The organism is Vibrio hepatarius (assembly GCF_011806575.1).
Lineage (GTDB): Bacteria > Pseudomonadota > Gammaproteobacteria > Enterobacterales > Vibrionaceae > Vibrio > Vibrio hepatarius_A.
Window position 1 is genome coordinate 115,087 of sequence record NZ_JAATOO010000013.1, and the last position, 19,168, is coordinate 134,254.

General features: G+C 46.2%; 16 protein-coding genes. 9 read left to right on the forward strand and 7 right to left on the reverse strand.

Annotated elements, in window-relative coordinates; all coding sequences use genetic code 11:
• Positions 1-9: 9 nt before the first annotated feature.
• Positions 10-3,360, reverse strand: a complete 3,351-nt coding sequence (locus HCZ42_RS12360) for a PAS domain S-box protein (protein WP_167420985.1) — start codon at positions 3,358-3,360, stop codon at positions 10-12.
• A 202-nt stretch (positions 3,361-3,562) separates the two neighbouring features.
• Between HCZ42_RS12360 and HCZ42_RS12365 the strand changes: the two genes are divergently transcribed.
• Positions 3,563-3,976: a GNAT family N-acetyltransferase gene (locus HCZ42_RS12365; protein WP_254868960.1), complete on the forward strand. Its 414-nt coding sequence runs from the start codon at positions 3,563-3,565 to the stop codon at positions 3,974-3,976.
• Positions 3,977-4,030: 54 nt separating this feature from the next.
• Here HCZ42_RS12365 and HCZ42_RS12370 read toward each other — a convergent pair whose 3' ends face one another.
• Positions 4,031-4,924 (reverse strand): cation diffusion facilitator family transporter, encoded by an 894-nt coding sequence (locus HCZ42_RS12370; RefSeq protein ID WP_167420987.1) that lies wholly within the window; start codon positions 4,922-4,924, stop codon positions 4,031-4,033.
• 200 nt (positions 4,925-5,124) lie between these two features.
• Positions 5,125-6,003 (reverse strand): LysR family transcriptional regulator, encoded by an 879-nt coding sequence (locus HCZ42_RS12375; RefSeq protein WP_167420988.1) that lies wholly within the window; start codon positions 6,001-6,003, stop codon positions 5,125-5,127.
• 145 nt (positions 6,004-6,148) lie between these two features.
• On the opposite strand from HCZ42_RS12375, the gene HCZ42_RS12380 reads away from it, so the two are divergent.
• Positions 6,149-6,727 carry a class I SAM-dependent DNA methyltransferase gene (locus tag HCZ42_RS12380; RefSeq protein WP_167420989.1) on the forward strand — a complete coding sequence of 193 codons (579 nt, stop codon included), beginning with the start codon at positions 6,149-6,151 and terminating at the stop codon, positions 6,725-6,727.
• Between the two features lie 54 nt (positions 6,728-6,781).
• Here the strand turns inward: HCZ42_RS12380 and HCZ42_RS12385 are convergent, their stop codons facing one another.
• Positions 6,782-8,767: an acetoacetate--CoA ligase gene (locus HCZ42_RS12385; protein WP_167420990.1), complete on the reverse strand. Its 1,986-nt coding sequence runs from the start codon at positions 8,765-8,767 to the stop codon at positions 6,782-6,784.
• A gap of 221 nt (positions 8,768-8,988) precedes the next feature.
• On the opposite strand from HCZ42_RS12385, the gene phhA reads away from it, so the two are divergent.
• Positions 8,989-9,780, forward strand: a complete 792-nt coding sequence (gene phhA, locus HCZ42_RS12390; protein ID WP_167420991.1) for a phenylalanine 4-monooxygenase — start codon at positions 8,989-8,991, stop codon at positions 9,778-9,780.
• Positions 9,773-10,099 (forward strand): 4a-hydroxytetrahydrobiopterin dehydratase, encoded by a 327-nt coding sequence (locus HCZ42_RS12395; protein ID WP_167420992.1) that lies wholly within the window; start codon positions 9,773-9,775, stop codon positions 10,097-10,099. Before phhA ends, HCZ42_RS12395 begins: the two co-directional genes overlap by 8 nt.
• Before the next feature lie 75 nt (positions 10,100-10,174).
• Here the strand turns inward: HCZ42_RS12395 and HCZ42_RS12400 are convergent, their stop codons facing one another.
• Positions 10,175-12,499 carry a bifunctional diguanylate cyclase/phosphodiesterase gene (locus tag HCZ42_RS12400; RefSeq protein ID WP_167420993.1) on the reverse strand — a complete coding sequence of 775 codons (2,325 nt, stop codon included), beginning with the start codon at positions 12,497-12,499 and terminating at the stop codon, positions 10,175-10,177.
• Between the two features lie 153 nt (positions 12,500-12,652).
• Entirely contained in the window at positions 12,653-13,222 is a 570-nt protein-coding gene (locus tag HCZ42_RS12405; RefSeq protein WP_167420994.1) for a hypothetical protein, read from the reverse strand.
• Positions 13,223-13,264: 42 nt separating this feature from the next.
• On the opposite strand from HCZ42_RS12405, the gene HCZ42_RS12410 reads away from it, so the two are divergent.
• The 4 genes from HCZ42_RS12410 to secF all read left to right on the forward strand — a co-directional run bounded on the left by HCZ42_RS12410 (position 13,265) and on the right by secF (position 17,404).
• Positions 13,265-13,933, forward strand: a complete 669-nt coding sequence (locus HCZ42_RS12410) for a hypothetical protein (protein ID WP_175579483.1) — start codon at positions 13,265-13,267, stop codon at positions 13,931-13,933.
• Positions 13,934-14,043: 110 nt separating this feature from the next.
• The gene (locus tag HCZ42_RS12415; RefSeq protein ID WP_167420995.1) at positions 14,044-14,520 is read left to right on the forward strand and encodes a hypothetical protein; all 477 of its coding nucleotides are present in this window, start codon (positions 14,044-14,046) and stop codon (positions 14,518-14,520) included.
• Between the two features lie 140 nt (positions 14,521-14,660).
• Complete coding sequence (gene secD, locus HCZ42_RS12420) at positions 14,661-16,502, forward strand: protein translocase subunit SecD (RefSeq protein WP_167420996.1); 1,842 nt, start codon at positions 14,661-14,663, stop codon at positions 16,500-16,502.
• A gap of 2 nt (positions 16,503-16,504) precedes the next feature.
• On the forward strand, positions 16,505-17,404 hold the full coding sequence (gene secF / locus HCZ42_RS12425) for a protein translocase subunit SecF (protein ID WP_167420997.1): 900 nt from the start codon (positions 16,505-16,507) through the stop codon (positions 17,402-17,404).
• A 79-nt stretch (positions 17,405-17,483) separates the two neighbouring features.
• Here secF and HCZ42_RS12430 read toward each other — a convergent pair whose 3' ends face one another.
• The gene (locus HCZ42_RS12430; protein WP_167420998.1) at positions 17,484-18,215 is read right to left on the reverse strand and encodes a dienelactone hydrolase family protein; all 732 of its coding nucleotides are present in this window, start codon (positions 18,213-18,215) and stop codon (positions 17,484-17,486) included.
• Positions 18,216-18,470: 255 nt separating this feature from the next.
• On the opposite strand from HCZ42_RS12430, the gene HCZ42_RS12435 reads away from it, so the two are divergent.
• The coding region (locus HCZ42_RS12435) for an ABC transporter substrate-binding protein (RefSeq protein ID WP_254868961.1) at positions 18,471-19,168 on the forward strand (698 nt) is incomplete at its 3' end.

Below are 19,168 nucleotides of genomic sequence, written 5' to 3' on the forward strand. Positions count from 1 at the left end.
GTTTCCTTCTTATTGAAGCGTTTCGAGCGCTGACTCCAAGTGGGTAGCGGCGACGTTAAAGTCAAAATCGTCAATTGCGTTAATTGCATCAACGATCGGTTTCTTTACGCAAGCAGGGACGGAATGTTGTACGTTTTCTGCGATGTCTTCCCTCAGCTCACCCGCTTGAGTGGCTTTCAACCATTCGGTCAGCAGGTCTCGCAGTTGTTCAGTATCAATGTCGTCCATTGTTGTCGTTGTTTTTGGTTCTATGACTAACTTGTCGGCGAGTGTCGCCACTTCTTTACAAAGCGTAGGCCAATTGTCGGCAATTTCCTTTACAACATGTTGAGCTTGCGAGATTTGGTGGTCATCAGCGGCTTTTTCCAACTGACTAAATAAATGATGTAGTGATATCAAGGCAAAGTTGCCGGACAAGCCTTTCATGGCGTGCGCTCGACCCGCGAGTTCTTCCCACTGATGGCTATCGACTAGCTGTTTGAACTGCGCTGGCAAATCGAGATGTTTTTCGAGCATATTGCGTAGCTCGGTCGCGTAGAGATTCTCATCTCCCCACAACTTCAAGCCATTTTGTAAATGAATTAGTTTAAATCGAGAGTTTTGTTTTGGCTGCGCTTGTTCGGGCGAAGATTCCACCGACAAACGGAGATTCATCGAGCGTGCGATCTCTTGAGTTAATTGCGCCATATTGATGGGTTTGTTGGCGAAGCCATTCATTCCAGCCGCTTGAGCTTGATGGCGGTCTTCAGCCAAGACACTCGCGGTCAATGCAACAATCGGCACTGCATGCTTATCGTATTTTTGCTCCCAGTTACGGATTTCTCTACTCGCGCCAAGTCCGTCTAAGCGTGGCATTTGGAGATCCATTAGGATCAGCTCTGGTTCGTCCGTTTGATAGCGTTCTATCGCTTCAATCCCATCATCGGCGGTAATTACCGTGTGGCCGTCGCGCTCTAATAAGATTTTTAGCAGTTTGCGGTTTTGCTCGATATCATCACAAACCAAAATTCGTAACGGTGGCAGGGTGAGTTTGAGATCGGATTGCACTTCTGACTCTAGCTCGCTCGCGGGTAGGGGCAAATCGAAGTAGAAACAGCTGCCTTTACCCAATTCACTGGTTGCGTAGATTTCTCCACCCATCAGGTGAACTAATTGGCGTGAGATCGTCGTACCTAAGCCTGTCCCACCAAAGCGGCGGCTCATAGATGAATCCGCCTGAGTGAAAGGATCGAAGATCGCGCTGACCCGTTCCGGTGCGATACCAATACCAGTGTCCGTTACGCTAAAGCGAATCATATCTTTTTCGCCGTCGACTGCGGTAACGTCTAAGCTGACGCTGCCACTTTCGGTAAACTTAACGCCATTACCCACCAAATTCATTAACACCTGACGAATACGGTCTTCTGCGCCGAACACCACCTCTGGTAACTCATCAGACAGAGTCAGTGACAGGTCAATCCCTTTGCCTTTTGCGTTGAGCCATAGCGTGGAAATCACGGTGTCGACGCAGTTGGCGAGGTTGAACGCCACGGGTTGCACATCCAGTTTGTTTTTTTCTAGCTTGGCACTATCAAGAATGTCATTGAGCAAGTGAAGTAGCGATCGAGACGCTTTTTCAATGGTTTCAAGGTGGCGACGATTCTCACCGCTGATGGTTGAATCGAGCAAAATGTCGGTAAAACCGATGATCGCGTTCATCGGTGTACGTATTTCGTGGCTCATATTGGCAAGAAAGTTCGCTTTACTTTCCGCCGCTTCTTCCGCAAGTAGTTTTGCGTTGATCAGTTCGTGCTCGACCTGCTTCAGGGTCGAGATATTGATCATTACACCGTCAATCCACTTCACGTTACCTTGCTCGTCCCTTACTACTAGGCCATTTTCCAGCACCCAAACCGGCTCGCCATTTTGGTGCTTCAAACGGTATTCAATCGCATAGGTAGAGTTATGGGCATCGAGTGACTGAATGCGCTCACAGACATATTTAAAGTCCTCTTCGAACACTAACTTAGCGAATGACTTCTCTTGATTTAAGAACAAACGCGATGAATAGCCTGAGATATCGAACATCCCTTCACTTAAGAAAATGGGCGTCCAGTCTTTGTCTAAACGGCGGCGGAATGATGCTCCCGGGATATTTTGCATCAATGAGCTTAAGCGCTCTTGGCTCTCTCTCAGTCTTTCTTCCATCGCTTTACGGTCAGAAATGTCCGCAACAAAACCAACAAACAGTGTTTCTTCGTCTTTAAGGTTGACTCGTCCAACCCCGAGGCGCACAGGAATAAGGTGGCCTTGCTTATGTTGAGCGTAAACTTCACGCGGAGAGCCGATAACTCGTTCTTCACCCGTTTCGAAATAGCGACTTAAGTACGAATCGTGAGCATCTCGATGTGGATTTGGCATTAACATTGACACGTTTTTTCCGATGACTTCACGCTCTTCCCAGCCGAAAATTCGGCTTGCCGCGCCGTTGACCCCTTGGATAATGCCCTTTGCATTAATGGTCACAACACCGTCAGTTGCGGTTTCAAGAATAGCCTGTAGTCGCGCTTCACCGGCGGTCTTTTCGTTGAGTAATTGGCGGTAGCGCAGCTGCGAACTCACATTGACGGCTAACGTAGAGACGAAGAGGGTTGCAATTGCCACACCAATGGCTAAGAACGACTGGTCATGCGCTTTGTCACTGACATAGTGGATGATCATGGAATCAGGTATGACAAAACGAGCGGCTTCCATACCAGTGTAGTGCATGCCTGCAATTGCGCATCCCATGGTGACTGAGCTAATTAGAATAATGTGTAAAGAACGCATCGACGGAAAACGTGAGCGTAATGCTCTGCGCGCAGAAAGGGCGATAAACGAAAGTGCTACAGCCACAACAATCGACAATGCAAACCAGTAAGGATCATATAACAGTTGAATATCCATCTGCATCGCTTCCATCCCTAGGTAGTGCATGGCACCAATACCTGCACCCACAACGATGCCATTGCGCACTAAGATTTTTAGCGAGTCGTTGTTATCAATCAATGACTTGATCATGATGTAAGACGATATGATGGCTGGCAGGACAGAAAGGGTTGTGATTAGTAAATCGTAGCCATGATCATGAGGCATTTCAAAAGCGAGCATTCCGACAAAATGCATACTCCAAACACCGCCAGCCATGATAAGAGAACCAGATAGAAGGGCGACCTTCTGATGTGACGTATCGACGATATGACGTGCCATTGCTGCCAGTCGAAGCGCAAAAAATGACGTCATAGACGCCACAAAGACTGACAAAATCACAAGCCACAGCTTGTAACTGCCCGTCATTAGATTTACGTTCTCAACATCGGTGATAAAAAATTGATTCAGCATTAACAAAAAGCTCAATAAAAGTAAGGATTTGGAGTGTTAGTGCAGCTAAGTGATAAGTTACTACTGCTATTAATAAAAGTGTAGTGATTTGTACCGCAAATGATATGCAACACTATTGTTACAATACTCGATTCGGTCATTTTTAAGCGTTAGGTTTTATAATCGTATGAAAGTTGCACTAATAAACATCAAGGATAGTGAAATGGAAGTAGTTTTTTCAGTCACAAAAGTGGCGCTATTTCCGTATGTGGACGCAGTGTTTGGTTGGGATGACAACTTTCAACGTGCAAGATTGGCCAACGAATATGATTTGAACTGGTATTTCTGGATTTATCAAGGTCGAGAAAGAGTAGGGCTTGTTTGCTACAAACATGTGACAACGCGATTGCATCTTCACCTATTGATTATTTTCCCCGAATTCCAAGGAAGAGGTATTGGTGCGCAAGTGATGGATTTGTTGAAGCAAGAAGCGATCGATGCATCCCGCCAAACAATGACATTATCGAGCTTTATTGCCAATTCGGAAGCGCTTCGTTTCTACACTGAACTAGGTTACGCGATTGAAGAGAGTGATAAAGATTTTTACCACTTAACGTTAGCGGTTGAAGAAGCCTGAGACGTAAAAAGCCACCGTATTTGGTGGCTTTTCAGTTTGTAACTTTGTTTAGCGTTAGCTTGCGATATTCATCGTCAGATTGAGGTCGAGTGATAACTTAGAGAGTTTATCTTTAAGGATGCGTCGTGTTCTTTCGACTTCCGCAACCTCGACTTGGTTACCTTTTGAGTGAACATCAAGTCTGACACGCAACTCACGACCCACCTTGGCTACGCCAACCACGTTAAGTTTTTGCGATACCTGCTGCTCGAGTGCAGAGACTTCTTTGTCTACCGCGTGACAAATTTCGTCGCTTGGCGACATCATTAGTAGCTCTCGCAGCGCTTCGCGAAGCATATCGAACGGGACTTTAATAAAGTAGAACGACATTAAAATCATCATCATTGGGTCTGCGTACACTGCGTATTCTGCGAAAGGTGAGATTGATACAAACCAAGCTGAAATAAACCCAAGTGTTACTGCAACACTCAGTAGCGTATCCATTTTCCACTGTGTCGCTTCTGCAGCAATCAAACCCGATGAAAAGCGTTTGGATTTGTTGGCGATATACCACCACGCGTAACCACAGCCAATAACGTTTACAACACCAAACAAAGTGGCGATGGAAGCATCGACTTCACGACCACCATTGAACATCGCGATGATGGCTGAATAAAGCGAATAGCTCACGACCAACAAGATCACCAAACCTTTGATCGCAATGACAACGGGTTCAAGGATTGCTTTACCAAATGGGAAAAGTGACTTCGATGGACGCTGAATGTATCGCGATGCGGCCAGTGACAATAATGTTAACAGTAAACTGACTAGTGAATAGACGCCGTCAAAGACAATGACTAGTGAGCCAACAAGTAAACCGAGCACTAGACCACCACCCGCAAAGCCAGAGGCTAAAAGGGCTGAAAAGGTCAGGGTTCGTTTCTCATTTAAGCTGGTTCTGGCACACATAACCAAAATCTCGTTGTAAAACACCTCTATAGTTTTCTCAAAATATGAGGATTTTACAAACGCATTCTGTGCTATAAACAAACACTTAACGATAGGTTTGGCTTTTATTTGTTTAAAATCAATTAGTTATACGTGTATTTTTGTGTCAATTATTTTGACGCTCAGTGATATTTGCTGTCTAAAAATGCATGCAGATAACGTTAGAAGTCGAACAAATATTCGTTGAGCTTATCCGCCAGCCACGACATCCCTGGATGCTCTGCCATGCCTGCGGCGGTGAACATGCAGTAATCTTCTTGGGTTAAGCCGTAAGTATGTTTGATTACAGCCAGCTTTTGCTTTCTCAATAAGTGACGAATCAGCGGTTCTGGCAGTACACCCCACGCATCCTCTTCAAGAATGGTATTGAGCATGTAATCAAAACTGGAGAAGCCGATATGGCGCAGAGAAAAAGGTTGTAACTCTGGATTGTCTTTTTCATTGAGGTACACCATCACCGCTTGCATTGCATTTCTTAGTTCATCATCTGATACTCGGCGCAGTTTACTCAGTGGGTTATCGGCTTTACACACCGACATCATGCGTATCTTACCCAAAGGTTGATAAGCAATGTGTGGATCGTCGGTACGCTCGTAATCGACGCCAAATGCGAAATCGACCTGCTGGGTAGCGACTAAGTTTGCTAAGTCACCGGAGGAAGCGAGAACAGTATTAAAAGACGTTGCTGGAAAACGCTTATTGAGCTTATGAGATAAGTCTTGCCACATTTCGTCTGGCAGTGAATCGTCGCGAGCAATCCATACCTCGGCGTTAAACTCGCCTGAGACCTGTGCACAAGTTTGACGAATCCGTTGTGCGGTGACCAGCAGGTTTTGGCTATCTTTATAAATGGCTTTACCGGCTTCTGAAAGGGTCAGGTTGTTACCGCTGCGGACAAACAACTCAATGTTGAGGTCTTTCTCTAATGCTTTGATTGCCATACTTAATTTTGTACGGTTGCATTCCAGTTGTCGTGCGGCTTCCGATACAGAACCCGTATCCGCGACACTACAGAAAGCTTCGATTTGAGATAAGTTCATTTATTAAGCGTTATCAGTGATCTTTTCATCGATAGTATAATAATAATCGCAGATTGTCCGTTTTCCGCTTCGAAATGCTAGGAATTTCATGCAGTTTTGATACTCTTGGGGGACGCCAAATGAATGTAGTTATAGGGAGATCATGATGGCTACGAGTTGGGATGATGTCGCAGTAGACTGGGAAAAAGAACAATCGACAGCGGTTTTCGCGGCAAAAGTTTATGAGTCACTGCAAGATATCATTGATCTTAAGGGTGCGCACATCCTTGATTTTGGGTGCGGCACTGGATTGCTAAGCCAAAAGCTTTCTCCTATCGCCAAAGATATTGTTGCTTTAGATAGCTCAGAAGCGATGATCGAGCAACTGGATAAAAAAGAGTTACACAACGTTGAGCCAGTGGTTGATATGCTCACCCGCGGTTTAGTGGCGATGCATCCGGCATTTCGCAACCAGTTTGATGCGGTGGTTGCGTCATCGGTTTGCAGTTTTATTCCTAATTACGCCGACGTCGCAGACATTGTTTACAGTTTGGTCGATGAAGGCGGCTACTTTATCCATTGGGATTGGTTGTCGGATAAAGACGAAGTCGGTGGAATGACAACGCAGCACGCAAAACAGGTGCTTACCAGTGTTGGTTTTGATGAAGTAACCGTAACAACACCTTTTGATGTTGATACACCGCAAGGCACGTTCAAAGTGCTGATGGCGGTTGCGAAAAAGTAATTATTGAGCAAATTAGAAAGCCCGGTGGATGACCGGGCTTTTTTATTTCTGCGTCTATCGCTGTGCAAATTCAGCGACTTCTTCTAACACCCAAGGGTTAGCGATCGCGCCTTGATTTTTTACTTCCAGTCCGTGTAATACCTGTTTAACCGCGAGCTCAACCAGTTTGCCTGACTTGGTCTTTGGAATTTCGCTCAGTGAATAGATTTCACTGGGTACATGCCTTGGTGAACATTTGGCTTTGAGCGTTGCGCGAATTTCCAAAGCGAGCTGTTCATCCAGTTTACACTCTGGTTCCAATTGGACAAATAAGACGATTTTTTCATCGCCATTCACATGACGAGATACCGCAATTGAGTCGATCACGCCGTCTAGCTGGTTCACCTGTTGGTAGATTTCAGCAGTACCTATTCGTACCCCGCCAGGATTGAGCGTTGCGTCACTGCGACCGTAAAAGACCATCCCACCATTTTCGGTTTGCTTCACATCATCACCGTGATGCCAAGTGTTGGCAAACTTTGCCCAGTAAGCGTTGTGGTAACGCTCACCGTCGTCGTGCCAGAAGCCAAGTGGCTGATTGGGGAAGCTGTTGCGACATACCAGTTCACCGCGCTCAGCAATAACCAATTCTCCGTGTTCATTGAATACTGCGACATCCAGCCCTAACGCTGCTGACTGGCACTCGCCGCGATAAACCGCAGAGATAGGGTTACCAATCACAAAACATCCGCAGATATCAGTACCGCCTGAAATCGACGCTAAATGCAGGTCTTGTTTGATGTTGTTGTAGACATAATCAAACTGCTGAGGGTAAAGCACAGAGCCCGTTGAACATAAGGTTTTGAGTGAGCTGAGGTCGAATTGTTGCAGAGCGTTAAATTCACCTTTCTGCAACGCTTCAAGGTATTTAGCCGAGGTGCCAAATAGACTGACTTCTGTTTTTTCAGCCAATTGCCACAGCACGTTTTGGTCCGGGTACATTGGGCTACCATCGAAGATCACCAACGTTGCACCACTTGCCAGAGCGGATACGTGCCAGTTCCACATCATCCAGCCACAGGTGGTGTAATAGAACACTCGGTCTTTGGGTTGAATATCGCTGTGAAGCTGATGTTCTTTCAAATGGTTAAGCGTAATCCCGCCTACGGAATGGACAATACACTTGGGTTTGCCCGTTGTACCCGACGAGTAAAGCACAAACAACGGGTCGTTAAAGCTAATGCGTTGGTAGTGGAGCGCGTGGGGGATAAAATCCGCCATGACCGACTGCCACTCGGTGAGTTGTCCGCTATTGTCCCGTTCTGTTAGCGGGAGATAGTCAATCTGGCACGTCGCTTTAAGGCTTGGTAACGCGTCGATAATTGCGCGGTTTTTCTCTCCCATAGGGAAAGCTTTGCCGTTGAACTGGTAGCCGTTACAACAGAAAAGGACTTTAGGCTGCACCTGGCCAAATCGCTCAACCACGCTTTCTGTGCCAAAGTCAGGAGAGGTCGATGTCCAGATCGCACCTAAGCTGGTGGTGGCAAGCATAGCAATGACGGTTTCAGGCATATGGGGTAGATAACCGGCGACCACATCACCTTGACTGACGCCTTGCTGTTCCAACCATTGTTGTACAATCGAAACCTTATCGCACAGCTCTTGCCAGGTGAGCGTTTGCTGCTCGCCTCGTTCGTTGGTAAACCAAATGGCGATATCTGAAGGTGCCTGAAACGCATAAGAGAGCAGGTTTTCTGCGTAGTTCAGTTGTGCCTGGGGAAACCAGATGGTGTCTCTGCTTGGTGTGTGTTCGCCCCATTTAGATAGCCCTTCACCCGCAATGCATTCGCCCATGTAACCAATGACATCACAGAACTGCCACGTTTCTAGCCAAAAATCGCGCGGGTTCTCAATCGACCACTTATGCAATTCTTCGTAGTTGTGGATGTCATGCCCTTGAATATTAACGTGCTGAATGAACTGGTGCAGATTAGAAGATTCAATTCGTTGTTGGCTAGGAACCCAAATCGGTTCTGCTTTTGGTTGTACACACTGCTGCATGACGTCCTCGTCCAATAGTCCTGATTTATCGCTTAAGTTTTGTTTGAAACCTGAACAAAGTCAAACATCCGAGCATAATCAGATGGCTGATAAATAAGCAAAAAAACGTCAAATGTAAAGATAATGTTACAGGTACTTTTGCTCGAATATCATTGGTGTAATTGTCACCAGATCAGCATAGGGATAGGCTTTATGTAAAGGAATTGTTAAAAGGAAAGGCAATGACTCAGTATGTATCTAACCCAGTGAACGACAAAGGATTTGTTGACTGGAGTAGCGAAGAAGATCGCATTTGGCATGACTTGGTCACACGCCAATTGGGCTACGTTGAGCAACGAGCGTGTAAAGAGTATTTGCGCGGCTTGGAGTTGCTCGACCTACCGTTAGATCGAGTACCGCAACTACCCGAGATTAACCGAGTTTTAATGCGTGAAACCGGTTGGCAGGTTGAGCCGGTTCCTGCGCTGATCAACTTTGACCGTTTCTTTGAACTGTTGGCGAATAAGAAGTTTCCGGTCGCGACTTTTTTGCGTTCGCGAGAAGAATTCGATTATTTGCAAGAGCCGGACTTTTTCCACGAAATCTTTGGTCATTGTGCGATGTTGACCAACCCCCAATTCGCTGAATTTACCCATACGTACGGTCAGCTAGGTCAACGAGCAACCAGCAAAGAACGCGTTTATTTGGCTCGTTTATATTGGTTTACGGTTGAGTTTGGCCTGGTAAACGAGGGTGATGAATTAAAGATCTACGGCGGTGGTATTTTGTCTTCTCCGGGGGAAACCATTTACGCGCTAGAAGATTCCAAGCCGCTACGGGACAAATTCGATATCCACACTGTGCTGCGCACGCCCTATCGCATCGACATTATGCAGCCAGAGTATTTTGTTTTAGACAGCATTGAACAGCTATATCGCCTAAGCCAAATGGATTTGATGTTCCATGTAAGGCAAGCGATGAAAGCTGGATTATTACCCCCATTATTTGAACCAAAGGAAGTGACACATGCTTGATGAATTACGTTGTGAATCGTGCAGCGGTGATGCAATCGCATTAGGTGCAGAAGAGCGCAGACTTTTACTCACAGAGTTGGACGGTTGGCAAATACTGGAGCGAGACGGGATTCCGCAGCTTGAGAAAGTGTATACGTTCAAAAACTACAAACAGGCATGGGCGTTTGCCGATAAAATCTCTCAGTTGGCGGAAGACGAATTCCATCACCCGTCTATTCTTTTGGAATGGGGTAAAGTCACGGTGACTTGGTGGAGCCATTCGATTAAAGGACTCCACCAAAACGATTTTATTTGTGCGGCTAAGTGCGACAAATTGTAACTGCGCTTATTCAATCAAAACCAAGTAACTAAGAATAATCCACGGCCTGAAACTCTTTCCCGCATAGATTTTGTTTTAGGCCGTTTTTCTCGTTTGGGGGAACAAAAAAGTTTCCAGTTTACAGCCAGTGATCGGTTTAGATTTCAGGTAGCCTTGAACGTAGTTACAGTCAAACGAAGAGAGCAATGCCAACTGCTCTGAGGTTTCCACACCCTCTGCGACCACTTTCATCTTAATCGTATGCGCCATATTGATAATCGCTAAACATAAGTTGTCACCGGTTGTGTCCCCTTGCGCGAGCCCATTGACGAAACTTCTGTCCACTTTAACGATATCGACAGGGTAGTCTTTCAGTACCGACAGTGATGAGTAGCCCGTACCAAAATCATCCAGATAAAGCACGATGCCGAGTTGCTTAAGCTGTAACAGTTTCTCCTTGCTGCATTTGCTGCGGCTAAGCATTAACGACTCGGTTATTTCTACACCCAGACACTCTGGAGGAAAATCATAGTTTGCCAATATACCCATTAAGCTGTGGTAGATATGGTTGGATTCAAACTGCTTTGCCGAGACGTTAATGTTAAAACGCAGTGGTCCATCTACGCCGGAGTCCCAATGGCGATCGATGGTTTTGCAGGTTTCTTTTGCGACCCAGTCACCGATTTTAATGATCAGCCCGGTTTCTTCTGCAATAGGAATGAACACATCGGGTGGAATAAATCCATGACTTGGGTGATTCCAACGCAGTAGTGCCTCAAAGCCAGTGACGTGCTCACTATCGGTAGCGTAGATTGGCTGGTAAACAAGGTTAAGCTGACGCAGCTCCATCGCGACGGCTAGGTCTTGCTCCAGTTGGAAACGCATCTGTGCTTTTTTGAACATTTCATCGTGGAAAAAGACCACTTTTTCGTGCGAAGCATTTTTCGCTTGGTACATCGCTGTATCGGCTTCACGTAGAATCGTGGTCAGATCTTGCTTGGGATCGGTGACGATAGATATGCCGATACTCGCCGCGATGTGGAAGTCTTGCTGGTTGATGGTATAAGGCTCGCTGAGCAGCTTGCTATAGCGCTGGCAAATCCGTGTTAGCTCCTGTGGATCGGTGAGTTCAGGAAGGTAGATAATGAACTCGTCACCGCCAAAGCGAAAGCCCATATCTCCACGGCGGCAGTTGCCCTGAATACGCTTAGCCACTTCAATCAAAATTTGGTCGCCGAGCATGTGACCGAGCGAATCGTTGATGACTTTAAATCGGTCGAGATCGATAAAAAGAATTGAGAACCCCTTGCTTGCTCCTGCTCGCAGTTGCTCTAACATCAAGTTTATCTCATGGGTTAAGGCCGAGCGGTTGTACATATTCGTTAGGCCGTCGGTGACGGCTTGTCTCGCAAGTGATTTGGTCTTCTCTTCGATAATCCGATTAGAAACGACCAAACGTGTTGCGTAAAAATTGGTTGCCAGTGTGACCGATAACGTCAACAGAAGAATCATGCCTACCGCGCCACCGCTGTATAACCAGATACTGCCGGATGTGTTGAGCACGGTGATAGAAACTCGCCATTTTCGGTCAACCAGAGGTACGCTAATATCTCGCGATACGCTGGTAACTTGTTGGTAGAAACTGTGTGAATCGAGGTTGGTATTAAGGTGAGAGCGAAACAACATTTGCTCGCTGTCTAAGCTATCCACTTGAATTAGGGTATGGGTCGAGTTGAGCAGGTCTTGCCAAATAAAGCGAAAGAACTCATGGACGATGATATTCGCCACCACAATCCCTTCTAGTTGCTTATCATTGCTGACAACCGGCAGAAATACACGCGCAACGATTTGGTTGTCTTCTTCGCACAAAATGATTTCTGCCTGACCACTTGCCAATGCCTCCTCAATGGCCTGGCGGCTAGTTGGTCTAGACTCGAGTCTCCAACCTAGATAATTGCTCGCCTCAAAGCGAGAAGAGAGATAGAACACTGGCAACGTCATCTGGCTGAATAACGCGGAATCGCTGGTTTCCGTGATAGGTGGATACACATCGAAACCAAGGAAACCTTGTTGCTTGGCTTGTTCTTTAAGTAGCGCGAGCGAGTCTTTTCTGATCGCGGGAGCCCAGAGAATCGACTGCACGTTGGCGTTCATGCCCGTTCGGTTTTCAAGGAACTGCTCAAATTGATGTTGCGTTGGTTGGTTGCTATGGATCAGAAATGCACGTGTAGACTCTAGAAGTAACTTGGTACTTTGTAATGATTGATTCAACGCGTGAATTTTATTGGATAACCGTGTTTCGAGTTGGGAGTGGAATTGCTGGGTTTCGTGATTATAGATCGCAGTGACAGTGTAGGCGGCGATACCAATACCCACCAGCCAAATAGTACAAAGCGTTTTTAAAGAGAGTGCGAGTTTCAAGGGTATACATAAATATCACTAACAGTGATGTAATACTAAAGCATGATTGCCATCGACTGCAAATGATAATTGTTATCAAATTTTGCCTGAGGTAATAAATAGGCGCTGATTATGAATCTGTATGTTTTGGAACGATAAGTCAGTGGAAAGGCGTTATTGCTGAGTTTTTGTTAGTAAATCCGCTTCGTATTGATAAATACGTTTGAGCTGATTCAACTTACTGACAAGTTTCTCCTGTTCGAGCTTGAGAATTTGGTTAGCTTGAATATAGGTTAGGCTGGTGGCGCTGTTAATAAACTGCTGTTCTTTTTCGCATTGTTGATTGATTGAGCGCCAGTGCGTAATGGCTTTGTCAATAATATCAGCTCCGTCACTCACAGCATGAATTTGCTGATCAAGCTGGCTTACCGTCTCATTGGCTGCCTGTATTTGCGCGTTCATTGTATTGATGAATATCCGCTTTTGAGTGCGCCAGAAACGACGGAGTTCTTGTTCACTGAATTGCTGCTGCAATAGTACACGTTGCTTGTGTAGGCTGAGAAAATCATTGTATTTGGTCGCTTGCTGGTTATACCAAGCGTCCACCCGTTTTTGAAAAGTGAGGGATTGATTCCAGCTCTTCTCGTCACATTGCGCGGCGAAAACAGGAATAGGTAAAGTGATCGACAATATGGCCGTTATAGTTATAAAGGCTCTAAGCCATCTCATAAGTTTAATAATCAATAGTTTCGGATGGTTTAAGTATAGGAAAGAGACTGACCAGAAATGAAAAAGTTAATTATGGTGGTCGTATTATTGTTGGGTTTGGCATGTGCAGGCGGTGGGTACTACATTTTTTATTTCAAACCGCAGCAAGAAGCCGAGCTGCTGGCTCAGCAAGAAACGCCAACCGAAACCCCAGAACCATCGATAGAAGATAAACAGCCAGTCAAAGAGACGAAACCACCCGTCACGGACTATTACGTAAGTCCGCAAAGGCTCGGTGTTAGAGAGAAACCCGATAAAGAGGCGTTTATCGAGAGCGTGCTCTACCGTGGTGATAAGCTACATGTGTTCGAAAAGAAAGACGGTTGGGGCAGGGTTTCGCGTTACTACGTGTATGAAGAAGGCGGTGAAGAGGTAGCAGAATGGGTACCTCTAGATGCGCTTTTAGAAGTGCCGCCAACCATCAGCAAAGAAGAGCGTCTGGAAACCGTCAGCAGCTATATTGAAAAGTCGGATGACTTCAAACGCCATTTTGAAGTGTTTGTCGCCAAGACGGATAAGTTATTGAAAGAGAAAACCTGCCGCCCTAGCGACTTTGAAGAAACCAAAGGTTGGATGCGTTCGGTCACTTTCAAAGATCGTGATGTCTATTTCGTCTACTGCGGAGGTTTGAAGCAAGCGAACAAAGTGTATCTAGATGTCGGCAGCGGTGAGATTTTCTATCGTTAAGAGGTTTTTATTCTTATCAAATATGAAAGGTTATCTTTTAGATTTATTTAGTTGTGGAGAGACAAGCTTGGACTTATGATTCAGCTTGTCTCTTTTTTTGGGTTGACTGAATGACTCAGCGTCTCATCAAGCTGCTTTGCTTTTCTTTGCTTGCTATGGTCTTGCCATCGCAGGCTGCCGCATTCTTTGCACAAGCTGAAAGTGATGCTCGACGTTTACTCGATAACCCTCAGTCAACGCAAACCCCATCAAGCGACGCTGCGTATCAGCAGTTGTTTGAACAAGCGCGAAGCGAGCAGAGCCCTCAATCCCAACCGGTTTCTAATACCGACGACAGTGCGAATGTTGTTGCTATTGTTAATGCGACACGTTGGAGCTTGTCCCAGCGTACTTTGGACGACCGAGAAGCCTCTGATACGGACTCAACGCCGCTCAATCTAAACTCGCTTCCCCCTTACAAACTGTATAGCCATCCGATATTGGTCAATCAATATTGGACATCCACATCTTTTACCTCCAACCATCGTATTTCCGGCTGGAAAGACACCAACGCGCTCTATGTAGCGCTAAACAGCCAATTCGCTTAATCCGCATCATTTTAAAACTCCAACTCAGTTAGATAGCGTGAGCAGTAGGTCTTGTAGCCCGTGCTCAGGTTTTGTCGTGCTGTCAGTTTTTCTCTCTCGGTACTATGGCCGGGAGCATATACGGATTGAAAACAAAGCTTATGAAGCGAAAAAATGTCAATAAAACGCAGCGAGCGAAGGTGATGAACCACTACTCTGCGTGGAAATATTTAGTTTTGGTAGTGACAGTCGTGTTGCTGTTACTGAGCGCGATTCCTACTTGGTACGGTGAAAAACCCGCACTTCAAGTGACAACGTCACAGCGTGCGGGTGTTTTGAATGACCCAATCAAACTCAACCAATTTTTAGAAAGTAAGCAAATCCCTGTTGTTGAGATTTCCAGCCAAGGTGATAAGACAACACTGGTGTTTGATTCTGAGAGTCAACAAACCCATGCTCGTGAAGCGATTAGCCAAGTGATGAGTGAAGAGGACAGTATCAGCTTCTCGTACATGTCAGTCGCGCCGAAATGGCTGGGGGAGATGGGTTTCACGCCAATCAAGCTCGGTCTCGACTTACGTGGTGGTGTGCAGTTTCTACTCAATGTCGATGTTGATAAAGCGTTTGAAGAACAGCGCAACACACTGACTGACGAGCTACGCGACATGATCCGTTCAGAACGTTTGAGAGGGCTGAAAGTCGAGAAGTTTGAGCCGCAAGGGTTTAAAGTCAGTAGCAAATCGGTCGATGCGCTCAACAAAGTCGTCGGCTTCCTGAATCAAAACTATCCTGATTGGGAAGTGAACCGCCGCACTGAAACTGTCACGGTGAATCCATCACTGCAATACAAGAATGAGTTTCAAACCGCTACGGTGAAGCAAAACCTGAAGATCATGCGTGATCGTATTGAAGAGCTGGGTATCACTGAAGCGTTGGTGCAACGTCAGGGTGAGCACAGCATCCGCATCGAGTTGCCGGGCGTGCAGGACCCGTCTCTAGCGAAGAATGTGATTGGTGCGACGGCGACATTGGCGTTCCATGAGGCGAAATCGCCGTCAGAAGGAATTGGCTACGGCGACATTGTACTCAAAGATAATGATGGCCGAGATGTGATCTTAGCGAAGCGACCTGTGCTGACTGGTGAACACATCAATAATGCGCGCGCAGGCGTCGATAAAATGGGGATGTCTGAGGTGAACATCTCGCTTGACCATGCTGGTGGCAAACTGATGAGCGAGTTCTCCGGAAAACATATCGGCAAACCAATGGCGACGGTCTACAGCGAATACACCACCAATTCTAAAGGTGAAACGGTAAGAAGCGAGCGCGTGATCAGCGTGGCGACGATTCAGGCTCAACTTGGTAGCCAATTTCGCATTACAGGCGCAGGCAGCGTGGATGAAGCGCAAAACCTTGCACTATTGTTACGTGCTGGCTCATTGACCGCACCAGTAACGATTGTTGAAGAGCGTACAATCGGTGCCTCGCTGGGAGCTGAGAATATCCACAACGGCTTTACCGCATTGGCACTAGGTATGGCAATGACACTGACGTTTATGGCGCTTTGGTATCGAAGACTTGGCTGGGTAGCGAATACGGCACTTGTCATTAACATCGTCAGCCTACTGGGCTTAATCGCTTTGCTACCGGGCGCCGTTTTAACGTTACCGGGCATTGCAGGTTTGGTGCTAACCGTTGGTATGGCGGTGGACACCAACGTACTGATCTTCGAGCGTATCAAAGACAAAATGGCGGAAGGACGAACTTTTGCTCAAGCGATTGACATGGGCTTTAGTAGTGCATTAAGCACGATTCTAGACGCGAACATCACTACCATGATCACCGCGGTAATCCTGTACTCGATTGGTAATGGTCCGATTCAAGGCTTTGCGCTGACGCTTGGCTTAGGTCTTCTGACCAGTATGTTTAGTGGCATTTTCGCTTCTCGAGCAATCATTAATTTAATCTGGGGACGTGATAGTCGCCGCGAAGTGAGGGTGTAATCATGGTTAAATATCTCACAAGCAATATTCGTTCAATTCGCTACATCACAAGTTTTGTCTCTATCGCACTGATGGTTGTGTCATTAATTTCACTTGGTATGAATGGCCTAAACATGGGGCTAGATTTCACTGGTGGCATGGTGACCGAAGTTCAAGTCGATGACACCGTTACTCACAACCAGTTACTCGAGCAGTTGCAACCGACACTGGGTGAGTTCACGACGGTGACACACTCGGATGAAGAGGGGCGTTGGGTGATTCGTTATCCGATTCCGGATCAGGGTACAGATGTGAACTTAAGCCAGTCACTGTCTACGGTGTCTCACCAGGTCTCCATTGTTAGCAACAGCATGGTGGGCTCACAAGTGGGTCAAGACTTAGTAGAGCAAGGTGGTTTGGCGTTACTTGTCTCTATGCTATGTATCCTTGGTTACCTGTGCTTTCGATTCGAGTGGCGTTTGGCAAGTGGTTCGTTGCTGGCGTTAATACACGATGTGGTGCTGGTTTTGGGTTTCTTTGCCGCAACGCAGATGGAGTTCAATCTGACGGTGTTTGCAGCAATTTTGGCGATTTTGGGCTATTCACTCAATGATTCGATCATTATCGCTGACCGGATTCGTGAACTGCTGATTGCAAAGCCGTCTGAAGATACTAAAACCATTAACGATCAAGCTATCTTGGCGACGTTCTCGCGTACGATGGTGACCTCTGGAACGACGTTGCTGACCGTTACCGCGCTTTGGATTATGGGCGGAAGCGCGTTGCAGGGTTTCGCCACTGCGATGTTTATCGGGATTTTGTCAGGCACTTGGTCATCGATTTCGATTGGTACCGTGTTACCAGAATGGTTGAAGCTAGAGCCGAAACACTATCTACCAGTCGAGTTGGATTCTGCTCCTTAATATAGCGTTAAGCGAACAAAATAAAGGGCTAGATAGATATCTAGCCCTTATTGGTTTGTTTGATACTGCGTAGGCTGTATTACTGAGTATTAGCCGCAAGAAACTCGGAGAAGCGTTGCCAAGATTTCTTATCGGCATCTTCGCGATAACGATCACTGCCAAACACGGTAAACGCGTGAGGCGCGCCACTGTAGGTAATCATTTCGTGCTTGGCTTTTTGTTCTTCAAGTTCTTTGGCCAAACCTGCAAAGTGATCCATAGTAACAGAAGAGTCCGCAGTGCCATGTAACACTAAGATTGGTGCTTTCGCCGCTTGGTAATTTTGCCCTTCAGGTGTTTGTAATCCGCCGTGGAAGGTTGCAAACCCGTCAACCGCCATACCCGCTCTTGCGGCTTCTAGTGTAACCGCGCCACCAAAACAGTAGCCCATCACCACAGTTTTGCCTTTTTTACCGGCAAGCGAATACGCGTAGTCCAACCCGCCTTGCATTAACGCTCGCATTTTTTCTCTGTCTTTGTATAAATCGCCAGTCAGAGCGCGGCGATGGTCGACTTCCTCAGGACGAATGTCTTTACCGAACATATCCACTGCAAACACGTTGTAGCCCATCTCATTGAGCATACCCGCACGTTTCATTTCGTAATCGGTTAACCCGTCCCAATCGTGAACGATGATAACCAAAGGTGCATCATCACTTACTTTCGCCCAGTAACCCTCGTATTCACTACCATTTACATTGTAAATTTTATTTTCTCCGGCCAGAGACATACTGCTTGCGATTGTCAGACCGATTGCCAGTGCTAGTTTCATAACTTACCTCCGTGTTAGTGAAGTGTAGTACGTAAATTAAGCACATAAGTGACAACTGACTGGTGAAATAATTTGTGCAGGCAGGAGAATTGTCAGGATTTGTTTTTGTCTTAATGTTGTGAGTAAGGCGGGACAGGCGTTCAAATTGTTCACAGAAAAGGCGAGGACTTCTATACTTATCCAAGTATTTGAATTATTAATACTAATTAATAGTATAGTAGCCTGACTAAAAAAGAATTAAAAAGGGAGTCGTCTATGGGAATTGTGCGCAAGTTTGTACTGGGATGTACATTGGCGCTGTCAGCAAGCTATGTATCTGCTGCAGTAGTGGAAACATCAGTGTTAGTTGGATTTGGAGAGGCAAAGTACCAACCAGATTTTACCCACTTCGATTACGTTAATCCTGAAGCACCAAAATACGGCACAGTGACTTTTGGTCAAGTAGGCACATACGATAACTTTAACCGCTTTGCCTCGCGTGGTGTTTCAGCCGCAGGTACGTTAGAACTTTACGATACGTTAATGTATTCGCCTAGCGACGAGATTGATGCTTACTATCCTTTGATTGCAGAAAGCGTACGTTACTCAGACGATTACACTTGGTTAGAACTGAAAATCAACCCTAAAGCGCGTTTCCATGATGGTGAGCCTATCACTGCTCATGACGTCGCGTTCACTTTCGATAAGTTTATGAAAGAAGGGGTTCCACAATATCGAGTTTATTACCAAGATATTAAGTCGGTGACCGCTAAAGATAATTTGACGGTGCGCATTGATATGGCCAAGCCAAATCGAGAGAAGCTATTTAGCTTTGCTCAGTCTGCTCGTGTACTTCCAAAACACTTCTGGCAAGAAAGAAACTTATCTGAGCCGTTATCTGAACCTCCAGTAGGTAGCGGTGCATACAAAATCACTGATGGTGAGTGTGGGGGGGGGGGGGGGGAGGGTCTGGG